Consider the following 13761-nt stretch of genomic DNA (forward strand, 5'->3'; position numbering starts at 1 on the left):
CCTAACATTAGGAATTGAGGAACCTATTTAATAGTTCTTCCCTCGATAGTTGCAGTAATATAGGAGTGAATTGTTCAGGAGTTAATTTCAATAGAGGTTCAATAACTGCGCTTAATTCTGCATCTAAAGAGCCAAATCGAACTTGCAATACATTCTCTATAACTTGACGACGTTCGGCTTGGATTCCTTCTTGAAGACCTTCCTGAAGACCTTCCTGAAGTCCTTCTTGAAGGCCTTCCTGAAGACCTTGTTGTTTAGCTTCTGCTAATTTCTGCTCATAAATAGGTGATAAGCGCATAATTAAATCTCTATCCTCTTCGTCTAGATTTTGACTTACTTCTAAGGTGGTCTTTAAACTCAATAATAAATCAATTGCTTTGGAACGTATGGGGTTTGTGTAGGGAAGCGCTTCTAATTCCTCTATTGCTTGTTTTTGAACTTTTCCTTTTCCTAAAATTCTCAACCACAATGTATCTTCTGTACAAGGTAATTGATGAATAGCCACAATAGCCGTTCGTAAATATTCACCTAAAAAATGTATACCCTTACCCCATTTTTCCTCATCTATGCTAGTTCTAAAGCCGTCTAGTATAGATTCAGAGGCTGTGGGTGACAAAATCCATAAGCGCGGTAATTCTGATTCGGCAGTGCGGTTTTTTTCACCTTTAGCCTGACGCTTAATTTCAGCAAAGATGTCAAATAATTTGTTCATACAACTACGAATTTCTGCAATTGTAGCTGCATTTCTGAATGGTTCAATTAGTGCAGGCTCAGAGGCGATTTTTCCTAACAGCCCTATTTGTATTGTACTATTGCTTGATGGGGGTGAAGGTGCAAAGTAAACATCAATCTCTCGTATTTCTGTAGGTACTTTGCGACTTGTTTCTACATCTCCCAATGGCTGTAATAATTCTTTAAGATAATCTTTGGCGAATTGGTCGTAGGGAAACCTAGTCATGGACTGATTGTAGGATGATAGTGATATTTTATATGAGTGTGAGCCTGTACCAGCGATCGCATCTCATAGCTCTTCAGCCCAGCCTAATCATGAGTTTCTGACCGCTTTTTCAAATATCATTAAGTGTTGCTGTGGTAATAAATTCTGAGTTTCTCGCCACGTTAATCCAACAGCAGCCATTTCTTGACGGACTTGCTTTTGCGTCATCTTATGCAGACGCTTAATCATGATAAATGGATTTTCGCCTCGATACTCCACCAGTACAACTTTACCGCCTGGTTTCAGGGCTTGGACTATTCCTTGCATCACTTCCTGGGGATATTCAAACTCATGGTAAGCATCCACCATCAGTGCTAAGTCTACACTTGTGGGTGGAAGATTTGGATTATTGGCAGTTGCCAAAATAGGCTCAATATTGAAGATATGTTTCTCTTGTTTGAAAAACTCCAGAATCTCCAACATTTCTGGCTGAATATCCACAGCGAAAACCTTACCGACTGTAAGTAAAGGTGCAATTTGCAAACTAATGTAACCTGTACCAGCACCAATATCTGCGACAACATCATCAGGTTTTAAATTTAAGGCATTAATTAATTTACTAGGCTGTTCTTCCGCTTCACGGCTTGGTCTTTCCAGCCAACCTGCGCCTGTGTGTCCCATGAATTTGGCAATTTCTCGCCCCATGTAGTATTTGCCAATACCGTCTGGGCTGTGGATAGTCCGTTGTTCGTAAATATTGGAAGTTGTGGGACTCGCTATTGCTACGCCTGTACCATCCAGTAGCCAACATCCTCCAATCAACCAAATAATTACAATTAAATGCCAAATTCTATAAATCATCATAGTTCTGGTTAAATCACAAAAGACTCCAACTCACGCTGATTCCACAGTCCATCAACCCGTTCTGCTACCAAAGGTCTGACAATAAATTTAGGCGGATTACCATCTTGAACATCAATTCGTACACCAGAGTAGGAAAGACACTTTTGGAGGTTTTGTTCACTGCGTCCCACATACAACCGCGAGTCTGCAACTTTCCGCAAAGAATGACCAGGAACATCGCTAAAAATCTCCATCAACTCTGTCCCTTCTGGTCGCTGACGACGGGGACGGCGACCACTACCACCAGAGATAATACAATTGAGGTGTGAGTCTGCATAACCTGTATCAGTTGTGCGGAGATATTCTAAACAGTGGGCGTGACCGTTAAATATTAAATCAACTATGGGGCGTTCTTTCACCAAAGCGCCGAGATTTTCCGCCACTTGGTCGAATACCCAACGCAGACGATGACGCACCGCCAAAGTTTGGGCTTGATTCCACTTGGTTGCTTCTGTAACGTATGGTGGATGGTGGAAAAATAAGATTCTTCCCCGGACTTCCTTGGTATTCCAAGATTCGATTAAGCGATTTCGTAACCAGTCGAGTTGTTCAAAATCGATATTTACTGTGTCGTGAGATGCGAGTTGCTTCTCGATGTCGAGTTTGATTTCATTGATTTGGTCTAACTTGGCGCTGAGGTCGTCGAGTTGTTCTGCATCATCTGGTTGATCTGGATTGAGACGATCGCATTCTGCTAATATTTGTACTTCTTCTTGATCTATTTCTTGGCGACGCTTTTGCAATTCCCGGCGGTAAATGTCTCCAGCTTGGGTTGTTGGTAAAGGTGAGGGTGTATTCCAAGTATTAGAATCAAGGGCAAAAAAATCTATCCCACCATAACGAAAACTGTAATAGCGGTTAGGTACACGGGTGAAACTTCCGGGTACATAACGTAGACAGCGATTAGTATCATTTTTAGCGGTGTAGTGTAAATCTAAATGACGATGTAAGTCTTCTGGTGTAATGGTTGCTAGATAATCAATAAAGGCTCGTGAGTAAGCATCCCCTTGGTTAGAACCATGCCAACCAATCTCAAAATCCTTATACCGTAGCATTCGCCGCAACCGTAAAGTACTACCAGTCAACAAGCGATACATCAAAGGCACATCATAATAATCATGATTGCCCAAGACTGGTAAAAACGGTAAATTAAAAGTCATGCGATCGTAAGCAATATTTTGGGGATGCTCACCACCCACTAAAAACTCCCGGTAAGGTTCGATAAAATTTGCTGGGTAATACTCATGGGAACCCACCACATAAATTACATCCCCCGTGTGCAGCACAAAACGGCATTCATCCTTGTGAGGAAGCATTAGTTCTGCAACTTGTCTTTGGGGATGATGGCCGTAATGAGACTTTGTACCACTATCCCCAATCACCATAAACGAAAATTCCGGGTTATCATCCCGACCATCGTCTATTACCATACTCGTTTGGTCGATTCCCCGTTGCACAATACTAGGATGCTTCCACCGCACCCTATCCTTCATCTTTTGAATTTTTACAGGAATCGACGGTTCGGAAATCAGTTTCATTGGTGGTTATCTCTGAAGTGTTGAGGGGGGAGGTGCGTTGCGCTGTGGCTAACACACCACTACCAAACCCTGAATATAAGATAATTTCCTTGCTCATGTTCCCTAAACGACTAGAGACACAAAATATCACACCCCTACAAATACCTATAATTGGTAACTAGAATATACTTGACTATATATCACCACACCCCCGTTATCTTAGGTTAACAAGGGTAGTTAACTTTCACAAACCCATGATAATTTGGCAGCCTGATCAAAAAATCAACAACGGTAGATTTATCATTCAGGGTAAACCCTTGGGTGAGGGTGGTTTTGGGATCACCTACAAAGCCTTAGAACCCAGCACAGGCAAACTATACGCCATCAAAACCCTCAATCAGCAAATGCAACTTCTTAGGAGTGACTTTGCTGAACAACAGATTAAATTTATTAACGAAGCCTTGACTATTAAAGGTTTTGACCATCCCCATATTCTCAAAGTTCATGAAGTCATCCAAGAAGGTGAACTGTTTGGTGTGGTGATGGAATATATAGATGGAGTAACTTTATTTGAATATGTCCAAGACAAAGGACAATTATCAGAAACAGAAGCATTGTTATATGTAAACCAAATTGGTCAAGCCTTAGAATTGATTCATCAAAAACAACATTTACACCGAGATATTAAACCTGAAAATATCTTACTACGGCACACTACCAGGAAAGCCATATTAATTGATTTTGGTTTAGCTCGTGAATTTACTATTGATCAAACAGGAAGCATGACTAATGCTAAGACAGAAGGTTATGCGCCGCCTGAACAGTATGAAAGACGAGGGAGGTTTGATGCTTACGTAGATGTTTATGCTTTAGCAGCCACCCTGTATAATTTGTTAACAGGAAAAGTTCCTTTACCAGTTAATTTTCGCAAGGCTGGTATACCTTTACCACCGCCAAAGCAATTTAATTCCCAGATTAGTCAGAGAGTGAATGATGCGATTCTCAAAGGGATGGAGTTAGAACCACAAGAACGTACTCCCACAGTCTTAGAATTTCGGAAAAATTTAGGTTTGGTGAGTAGTGGGGGGGCAGAAGTACAATTAAAGTCATCTGTGGGGATGGACTACCGCCAACTGCGTGACTTACTCGCTGTTGGGAAGTGGAAAGAAGCAGATGCGGAAACAGCACGCGTAATGTTAGCAGCGATGAAACGGGAAAAAGAAGGTTGGTTACGAGAAGAAGACACATGGTTTTTTCCCTGCGAAGACCTCCGAACCATTGACCAGTTGTGGGTAAAATACAGCAATGGGCGGTTTGGTTTTTCCGTTCAAAAGCGCATCTACCAAAGTTTAGGGGGAAAGAGAAGCTACGACGAGGAAATTTGGCGAGCCTTTGGCGACAAGGTAGGATGGCGGAAAGGAGGAGAGTGGTTGTACTACAAAGATATTACTTTTGATATAACAGCACCAGAAGCACACCTCCCTTGTTACACTCTTACTATCCCTTACACTTCACGAGGTGAAGTTGGTTACACTGATTATAGTCCGGGTTTTGGTTTGTGGTGGTGGTGGGGGGGTGGTCTCTTCTCTCGCGTCGAGACTTGTAAAATGTAACATATAAAGGTTACAGAGAATTATTAACTTTTATGAATAGGCGATTTCTTACGAAGCCTTGCGGGTTCTGGGTTTTCGATACCTGGCACTGCGTTTTTTCATTCTGGCTCTTCTTTTTGTAGTACATTATCCTTAGCTATAGGGTTAGGGTTATAACAATTCGCTTTAACAAACTTAGACGCTACCCGTTCAATTTCCTCATTATCCATTTCCCAGTCATCCCAAAGTAACTTCAACTGTCCCGGTGAACACTTTTTACCTTTACCTTTAGGTTTCATCCCTGCCAATAACCGATTTCCCCAACGATGTCGCTTTTCCGGTTTAGGTTGGGGACGGTATTTTTTACAAAACCCTCGATATTTCGCCGCACATTCATCCAAAGTCTTCCCCAGAGACAAAAACGCCGGATGCCAAGTAGTGATACCATCATCACCTAAGCGATCATGGACACCATAATTACTAAAGTCATAAAAAAATCCTTGCTGTACCCCCGCCGCCTTCGGGTTAGCATGGATATAACGCAAAGTATTTAAAGCCCTTTTTTTATCTGTATTCTCAAACTCCGTACTGTGATAACGCTTTTCCCAAAAATGTCCTGTACGGTTGAGCATTTGGTTAAAACACATGGCAGTATACCAATTTAACCAGTGCATAATTTTGGGTACATCTTGAGGTTCGCGCGGTTCGATGAGATAATGAATATGATTACTCATGATGCACATGATGCACAAACCGTACAATTTAAACTGGTATTTATCTATAGCCTTTTTGATGGCATAAAGTAAAACTTGACGACATTCCCACCTTGTTAAACGGAACTCACGGTTATTACACCGAATGGTGATGTGGTAAGAATATCCTGGTTGAAATTGTCTTATTTGTCGGGACATATAAAACTAAATGTAGCGACTGTCTTAAAACAGGCTGATGAGTAACTCTGAGCAGAAGAAGTAACATGGTGAAATATGAGAGATTATGACAACAAAAAACCATGATAGCTAAAGAAGAAATTACCATCAAAGTCCCATCTGAGGTAGCAGAGGCATACCGCAATGCCACGGAAGAAGAACGCTTACAAATTGAAACCCGGATTGCAGTGTTACTCAAGTCTTCAATGACTTCCAGGCAAGAAGCCATTGCCAAGCTCAGGCAGACAATGGATGATATTGGCAAACGAGCCACCCAAAGGGGTTTAACGCCAGAGATTTTGGAGTCAATCTTGAATAAGGACGAATGAAAGACGGTTTGTGTTTGATGTGAATGTCATCATTAGCGCAGTGTTATTACCAGGGAGCAAACCAGAAAGCGCACTGAGAAAAGCTCAAGATTTGGGAGAATTATTGGTGTCCGAGTCCATTTGGCTGGAGCTAGAACAGGTACTCGCTCGACCCAAATTTAATCGGTACATCACGCTAGAAGAAAGAAACGAATTCCTGGTAGATTTATCCGAAACTGTACAGTTCATTAAAGTAACTGAACAGATTAATGAATGTCGAGATCCAAAAGATAACAAATATTTAGAATTAGCAGTCAGTGGAAAAGCAGAATGTATTGTGACCGGAGACGATGATCTGCTGGTGCTAAACCCCTGGAGAGACATTGAGATTCTGACTGTTCAAGAATTTTTAGAAAAGAATTAAGAAGCTTAACCAAGATGTAGAGGTGACTGGAGAAGTAACCGACAGTAATTCTAAGTGTCTCTGCAATGTTTATTCTTTATCAGCCATGAAAAGTCAGAACCTACAATACAAATAAAGTCATCTACCATCAATTCATGACAGACAATAATGAACGCGCAGATTTTGACAGCCCGTGGAAAGAAATACTCGAAGCATATTTCCCCCAAGCCGTGCAATTCTTTTTCCCAGAAACAGCCGCGTTAATTAACTGGGAACGCCCTTACGAATTTCTCAACACCGAATTTCAACAAATCGCCCGCGAAGCCGAACAAGGTAAACCCTACGCTGATCAATTAGTCAAAGTTTGGCAAATCCAAGGCGAAGAAATCTGGTTATTAATCCACGTAGAAATTCAAGCCCAAAAAGAAGATGACTTCAGTAAACGGATGTTCACCTACAACTTTCGCATCTTCGACAGATTTGAAAAACCAGCCATTAGTTTAGCAATATTATGCGACACCAACCGCCAATGGCGACCCAGTAATTACAGTTACAATTATCCCCAAACTCGCCTAAATTTTGAATTTGGCATTGTTAAACTGTTAGATTACGAAAATCGCTTTGATGAGTTAGAAAATAACACTAATCCCTTTGCGACAGTCGTGATGGCGCATTTAAAAACCCAGCAAACACGCTCATCACCCCAAGAACGCAAAATCTGGAAATTCAGCTTGATTCGCAGATTGTATGATTTAGGCTTACAAGAACAAGATATTCGTAACCTCTATCGTTTTATTGATTGGGTTATGATCTTACCAAAAGCCTTAGAAAATCAATTGTGTTCAGAAGTTCAACAATTAGAGCAGGAGCGGACTATGAGATATGTCACCTCAGCAGAGCGCATTGGTTACGAGCGTGGAATCCAAGAAGGAGAATTAGGAATTATTCTAAAGCTACTCAAAAGACGATTAGGTGAACTATCACCAGAAATTCAACAACGTATCCAATCTCTTTCTGTAAACCAACTAGAAAATCTGAGTGAAGCCTTATTAGACTTCAGTAACCTAACAGATTTAGTTAATTGGTTACAGTCGAATTAAATATTTATTTCAGGTTTGTAGTAAGGACTTTAGTCCTGATTTATCTAAGGAATAAAGTCCTGAACTAATAAGCATTCAATTTACACAAACTTGCTTACTAATCAATTTAAACTTAATACTATTTAAATTTAAAACATCCTATGCCTGCTCAAATTACCCTTACTATCGTTAAAGGTAAGCTCTTAGGAAGACAATATACCTTCGATTCCCGCGCCACCTGTATCATGGGTAGAAGTCCAGAAGCAAACATTCAACTACCAGATGATGCAGAACATAAAACCATTTCTCGCTATCACTGTTTGTTAGATATAATGCCACCAAATATAAGAATCAGAGACTTTGGTAGCAAAAATGGTACTTATGTAAACGGGCAGAAAATTGGACAGAGAGAAGCACATCAAACACCAGAAGAAGGAGCAAAAATAAATTTTCCTGAATACGATTTACAATCTGATGATGAAATTGAATTGGGCAATACTGTATTTGCAGTTCATATCGAAGCCGATCCAGCAGAAATAAATATTCCTAACTTTTCTCCTGTAACTATTAACCATAATCAACCACCAACACAACCGCCCAACTTCTTAGAAATTATCAAACGCTGGTTGGGTTTAGCAGCCAATGGCAATAACCAATTGCTGGCGATTCAGGGGTATAATATCATTAAATTATTGGGTAGAGGCGGTTTTGGCGAAGTTTATTTAGCACAGCACAATAGTTCAGGTAAATTTATCGCTTTGAAGGTGATGTTACCTGCAATTTCAGGAAATGAAAATGCTGTGCAGAGGTTTTTACGAGAGACAGAAAATACTAAAGCTTTACACCATCCTCATGTTGTGCAAGTCATTGATTATGGCTTTTTTGAGGGTATTTTCTTCTTCACAATGGAGTATTGTGCAGGAGGAACTGTTGCAGATTTAATGCAACAATATGGTGGTAAATTACCTGTTGATATTGCATTACCAATTACTCTGCAAGTTCTCAACGGTTTGGAATATAGTCACAATGCAGAAATTCCTTATGTGAAATTAAGCGATGGTGGTTTTGGTAAAGGAAGGGGTTTAGTCCACCGTGATTTAAAACCGGTTAATATTTTACTTAATTACATTGACGGTAAAATCACCGCCAAAATAGGCGATTATGGTTTAGCTAAAGCTTTTGATTTAGCAGGGTTAAGCGGACAAACTCTCACAGGTTCTCAGGCTGGAACACCTGCTTTTATCCCTCGTCAACAGCTACTTAATTTTAAATATACAAAACCAGAAGTTGATGTTTGGGCTACTTCTGCCTCTCTCTATAATATGTTAACAGGAGAGTTTCCGCGCAATTTTACAGGCGACCCGTTTTTAGCTGTGTTGCAAAATGATCCTGTACCAATTCTGCAACGCAATGCAAGTATCCCCAAGAATTTAGCGGAAGTGATTGATTTGGGATTAGTAGAAAAGCCGGAAATTTATTTTAAGAGTGCGGTAGATTTTAAAAATTCCCTGTTAGATAGTATAAGGACTTGAGATTGGTTAAACGCAAAGGGGCGCGGAGGTATGCGCGGAGGGGCGCGGAGTTTCAATGATAACCTGCTGCCTGTAATAAAAATAATTTGGCATATAGTCCTTCACGGGCTAACAATTCTTCATGAGTTCCTTGTTCTCTTACTTCCCCATTTTCAATTACTAGGATTTTGTCTGCCATCCTGACTGTTGAAAAGCGGTGAGATATTAAAAATACCATTTGATTTTGGGTAAGGGCGCGGAAATGATTGAAAATCTCATACTCGGCTTGGGCATCTATGGCTGAGGTGGGTTCGTCTAGGACTAAAATGTCTGCTTGAGTCCGCATGAATGCACGGGCTAGGGCGATTTTCTGCCATTGTCCGCCTGATAGTTCTTGTCCGCTTTTGAACCATTTTCCTAGCTGGGTTTGGAATTGTTGGGGTAAGCGTTCGATAAAACTATGGGCGTTACCTTTTTGGGCGGCTATTTGCCAACGGGTTGTATCATTGAGGCTGTCTACATCCCCGACACCAATATTTTCGCCGACGGTGAACTGATAGCGGACAAAGTTCTGGAATATTACGCCGATGCGTTGACGCAGTGCGTCTACATTCCATGATTGCAAATCTACGCCATCTAATAAAATTCTGCCGGAGTCTGGGGTATAGAGTCGGGTGAGGAGTTTAATTAGGGTGGTCTTTCCAGAACCGTTTTCACCGACAATTGCTAGTTTTTCGCCTGGTTTTAAATGTAGGGAAATGTTTTTTAAGGCGGGTTGAGAACTTCCTGGATAGGTAAAGGTGACGTTTTCAAAGCGGATACCGTCTTGGGTATCAATACCTTTTGTGATTTTACCCCAGGGTTGAGTGACTTTTTCTTCTAAGAAATCGTAGAGGTTGGAGAGATAGAGGTTATCTTCATACATACCACCAATGGAAGTCAGGGCATTAGCAAAGGTAGATTGTCCTTGGCGAAAGACGGTGAGATACATCGTCATATCACCTAACGAAATTCTCCCGACTACTGCTTCTATGACAATCCAAGCGTAGGCGATGTAAAAGGCTACGGTACTAACTAAACCTAAAAGGTATCCCCACATTCCCCGACGGATGGTTAAATCGCGGTCTTCGTTGTAGAGTTGGCGAAATACGTTGCGGTAACGTCCTAAAAGCATATCTCCTAGTTGGTAGAGTTTGACTTCGGTGGCAAAGTCTTCTCTAGCTAAAAGATTTTCTATATAGTGCTGTTGGCGAGTTTCTGGCGCACGCCAACTAAATAGACGGAAAGCTTCCCCAGCAAAGCGAGTTTCGGCTATGAAGGCGGGCATTGCTGCCACAATTAAGACAATTACTGCCCAAATCGAGAATTTGACTAACAAAAAGCCGAAGGTGATGAGAGAAAGGGCATTTTGGACTAAGCCAAAGGTACGGTTAACTAAAGAGAGGGGACGTACTGATGCTTCTCGTCTGGCGTTGGTTAATTTGTCGTAAAATTCTGAGTTTTCAAAGTGAGTCAAATCTAAAGTCAGGGCTTTTTTGAGGATTAACACATTGACTCGCTGACCGAGTAACACCCGCAATAGTGACTGACAGATAATTAGTCCCCGTTGAGAACCTGCTAACAAAGCTACTGCGATCGCCTCTAAGCCGACATACAATAAAGGTGCATAAATATTCCCTTGTGTATTGCCTTGGGATGCTAAAACTACGCCATCTACAATTAGTTTACCGAGATAGGCGATCGCCGCAGGTAACAAACCAGCCACTAAAGTTAAAGTAGCCAAAATTATAGTCATAGTGTGGCTAGTAGTCCACACCAAATTTATCGCCCTGCCACTATAACGGAAAACTGCCAGTGATTGGCGCAGGGGGTTCCGTCGCTTTTTACTCTTCATTATTCTTTTTATAGCGCGATCTTACCCCTCTTGAGTGTTCCTACTGTTACCCCAACTGACTAAACAAATCGGCTAACACCACATTGGAAAATAAAAAACCATCGGGATCACTTAACCGCAACCTATCACCCACAACTTGTACCCAACCTTGAGTAAAATAAGGTTGCAGACATTGATGCAGTTCTTGTATTTTCTCCTTGCCAAATTCCTCCGTCAGTGCTGCTAAACTCACACCATCAGCCAAGCGTAACCCCAACATTAACGTTTCTAACAATACATCTGCTTTTGGTGTAATTTCCCAATCAATCACACCGTGATTAGCAATCAACTCTTGCACCCATTGATAATACTCCTTTGTTTTCCGGGGACGGGTAAAGCGTTTACCTTCTACATAGCTCGCCGCACCCATACCAAAGCCGTAATAAGGGCGGTTTTCCCAATAAACTCGGTTATGTCTACACTGGTGTCCTGGCTTGGCGTAGTTGGAAATTTCGTAATGTTCATAATCGCCACCAGTCAAAATCTTCTGACCCATCTGATACATTTTTACCGTGGTTTCATCGGTAGGTAAGGGATTATCCCCAGGTTTGTAATAACGACCAAAAGCTGTTCCTGGCTCAATTGTCAAATCATATATAGATATGTGGGTGGGTGCGATGTTAACGGCTGTGTCTAGGGAATCTTGCCATTGATCTAAAGACTGATGCGGTAAGCCAGAAATTAAGTCTATGCTAAATTCGGGAATCTCGACTTGGTGAATCAAGTCTATAGCTGCAAAAATATCTTTAAGCGAGTGCGATCGCCCAGCTACTTTTAACAATTCTTCTTGAAACGCTTGTACACCCAAACTGACCCGATTTACACCAACACTACGATAGCCTTGGATATGTGCTAGATCAAATGTGCCTGGATCTACCTCCATAGATATTTCTGCGTCAGGCGCAATCCCAAACTGCTTATCTAGCGTTACTAGTATTTGTGCTAATTGCTCTGTAGATAACAGCGAAGGCGTACCACCGCCGAAAAATACGGTCTTGAGGGGTTGACCAAAGGCTGGTGTAATGGCGATTTCTTCACAGAGAACATCGACATACCCGGAGATGGTAACAGATGTTTCACCACGTTGGCGATCGCCAACAACAAATATCGGGAAATCACAATAAAAGCACCGCCTTCTGCAAAAGGGAATATGTACATAAGCAGAACTAGCGAGGCTAGGAACATTAACTTTTTGCATATTTGTGAACAAGAATAAACTTAATTAACGGAAAATTAGAAATAATGAAAATAAATAGTTTATTTACAGGTTTCTATCGTTTTTTGACGTAACTATGACAAATCTTAAGCGGAGTGACTTTGGTTATAATGTTTGCAGATATTGCCTGCATAAAAACCCTAGTCTGAGTCAATATAATTAGTCTCTCTTACCGATGAAATTAAAAATACTTGACTTTATCGGGTAAAACAGTCGCAGGAAAACAGCAAAATCATGCTTGATGCCATTATTATTTTTTCATTCATCCTGGCAGCAGCAGGAATCGGGTTCTATAGCACCGAACTACTACCCAATGGTACGTTAGACCGGGTAACGAACCTCGAAGCTTTACGCTTAACTGTTGCCGTCTTTGCCGCCATTATTGGTGGCGCTGTTGGTTTAAGTTTCCAAACGACCTATCGTCGCTTAGAAGCCCAAGTCCGAGATTTGCCACTGGAAGTAATTTTAACGCGTGCCATTGGCTTAGTGATTGGATTATTGCTGGCAAACTTAATGCTGGCTCCGCTATTTTTGCTACCTATTCCCACGGATTTTAGTTTTATTAAACCACTGGTGGCGGTGGTTGGTAGTATTATTCTCTCTGTCACGGGGATGAATTTAGCCGACACCCACGGACGGGGCTTATTAAGGTTTATTAACCCCAACACCGTAGAAACAATGGTGGCGGAAGGGACACTCAAACCCGCCAATACTAAAGTTTTAGACACTAGTTGTATTATTGACGGTCGGATTGAGGCATTGCTAGAAACTGGATTTCTGGAAGGGCAAATCATCGTGCCACAATTTGTCTTACTGGAACTACAACAAGTAGCTGATGCCAGCAAAGACCAAAAGCGGGTGCGGGGAAGACGTGGGCTAGAAATTCTCAACCGCATTAGGGAAACTTACCCAGACCGCATTTTGATTAATCCATCTGACTACGAAGACATTGCTACAGTCGATGCTAAATTAGTCAGATTTGCTCAAGACATCAACGGTACACTACTCACCAACGACTACAACTTATCAAAAGTTGCCAGCGTGCAGAAAGTGCCTGTGTTGAATGTTAACGACCTAGTAAATGCAGTCCGTCCTAGCTATTTACCTGGGGACAACCTTGACCTAAAAATTCTCAAGGAAGGTAAAGAACCGACTCAAGGAATTGGCTACTTAGACGATGGCACAATGGTTGTCGTGGAAGAAGGTAGAGGTTATGTAGGTGGTGAACTGCGAGTAGTAGTTACTAGTGCGTTGCAAACCTCAGCCGGGAGAATGATTTTTGCTAAACCCCAAGCTTCAGCATTGGCGTGAGGTAAATGTCTGGTGCAAATAGAGTTACGAAGTGCGTACGCGAAGCGTCGGCGCAGTTATCGGTGCAGTCAACCTACACCGATTTTTTATTAGTTAGCCAGGCTGTTCTTGAGTAAGTGGAG

12 protein-coding genes are annotated in these 13761 nt (G+C 41.5%); 6 read left to right on the plus strand and 6 right to left on the minus strand.

The annotated features are described in order from the left end of the window. Positions 1-7: 7 nt before the first annotated feature. From ACN222_RS24685 to ACN222_RS24695, 3 genes are all read right to left on the minus strand, one after another. Positions 8-958, minus strand: a complete 951-nt coding sequence (locus ACN222_RS24685) for a hypothetical protein (RefSeq protein WP_010999071.1) — start codon at positions 956-958, stop codon at positions 8-10. An 87-nt stretch (positions 959-1045) separates the two neighbouring features. Further along, a complete protein-coding gene (locus tag ACN222_RS24690) occupies positions 1046-1801 on the minus strand; it encodes a class I SAM-dependent methyltransferase (protein WP_010999072.1) in 756 nt (251 codons plus the stop codon). An 8-nt stretch (positions 1802-1809) separates the two neighbouring features. Beyond that, positions 1810-3378 (minus strand): metallophosphoesterase family protein, encoded by a 1569-nt coding sequence (locus ACN222_RS24695; protein ID WP_044522408.1) that lies wholly within the window; start codon positions 3376-3378, stop codon positions 1810-1812. 233 nt (positions 3379-3611) lie between these two features. Here ACN222_RS24695 and ACN222_RS24700 point away from each other — a divergent pair, with 233 nt between their 5' ends. Further along, the gene (locus ACN222_RS24700) at positions 3612-4970 is read left to right on the plus strand and encodes a serine/threonine-protein kinase (protein ID WP_010999075.1); all 1359 of its coding nucleotides are present in this window, start codon (positions 3612-3614) and stop codon (positions 4968-4970) included. Between the two features lie 98 nt (positions 4971-5068). Here ACN222_RS24700 and ACN222_RS24705 read toward each other — a convergent pair whose 3' ends face one another. Further along, positions 5069-5860, minus strand: coding sequence for a transposase (locus ACN222_RS24705; RefSeq protein WP_010999076.1), 792 nt, complete (start codon positions 5858-5860; stop codon positions 5069-5071). Positions 5861-5961: 101 nt separating this feature from the next. On the opposite strand from ACN222_RS24705, the gene ACN222_RS24710 reads away from it, so the two are divergent. From ACN222_RS24710 to ACN222_RS24725, 4 genes are all read left to right on the plus strand, one after another. Continuing rightward, positions 5962-6207: a hypothetical protein gene (locus tag ACN222_RS24710; protein ID WP_010999077.1), complete on the plus strand. Its 246-nt coding sequence runs from the start codon at positions 5962-5964 to the stop codon at positions 6205-6207. Positions 6208-6217: 10 nt separating this feature from the next. Beyond that, entirely contained in the window at positions 6218-6610 is a 393-nt protein-coding gene (locus ACN222_RS24715; RefSeq protein WP_010999078.1) for a putative toxin-antitoxin system toxin component, PIN family, read from the plus strand. A gap of 134 nt (positions 6611-6744) precedes the next feature. Then, positions 6745-7689, plus strand: coding sequence for a DUF4351 domain-containing protein (locus ACN222_RS24720; protein WP_010999079.1), 945 nt, complete (start codon positions 6745-6747; stop codon positions 7687-7689). A gap of 140 nt (positions 7690-7829) precedes the next feature. After that, on the plus strand, positions 7830-9200 hold the full coding sequence (locus ACN222_RS24725; RefSeq protein WP_010999080.1) for a protein kinase domain-containing protein: 1371 nt from the start codon (positions 7830-7832) through the stop codon (positions 9198-9200). 52 nt (positions 9201-9252) lie between these two features. Here the strand turns inward: ACN222_RS24725 and ACN222_RS24730 are convergent, their stop codons facing one another. Both ACN222_RS24730 and hemW read right to left on the minus strand, forming a co-directional pair. After that, positions 9253-11073 carry an ABC transporter ATP-binding protein gene (locus ACN222_RS24730; protein WP_010999081.1) on the minus strand — a complete coding sequence of 607 codons (1821 nt, stop codon included), beginning with the start codon at positions 11071-11073 and terminating at the stop codon, positions 9253-9255. 46 nt (positions 11074-11119) lie between these two features. Further along, positions 11120-12310: a radical SAM family heme chaperone HemW gene (gene hemW / locus ACN222_RS24735; RefSeq protein ID WP_010999082.1), complete on the minus strand. Its 1191-nt coding sequence runs from the start codon at positions 12308-12310 to the stop codon at positions 11120-11122. A 252-nt stretch (positions 12311-12562) separates the two neighbouring features. On the opposite strand from hemW, the gene ACN222_RS24740 reads away from it, so the two are divergent. Further along, positions 12563-13639, plus strand: a complete 1077-nt coding sequence (locus tag ACN222_RS24740) for a PIN/TRAM domain-containing protein (protein WP_010999083.1) — start codon at positions 12563-12565, stop codon at positions 13637-13639. Positions 13640-13761 lie beyond the last annotated feature (122 nt).

The organism is Anabaena sp. FACHB-595, assembly GCF_048568275.1.
In the GTDB taxonomy this organism is placed as follows: Bacteria; Cyanobacteriota; Cyanobacteriia; order Cyanobacteriales; family Nostocaceae; genus Trichormus.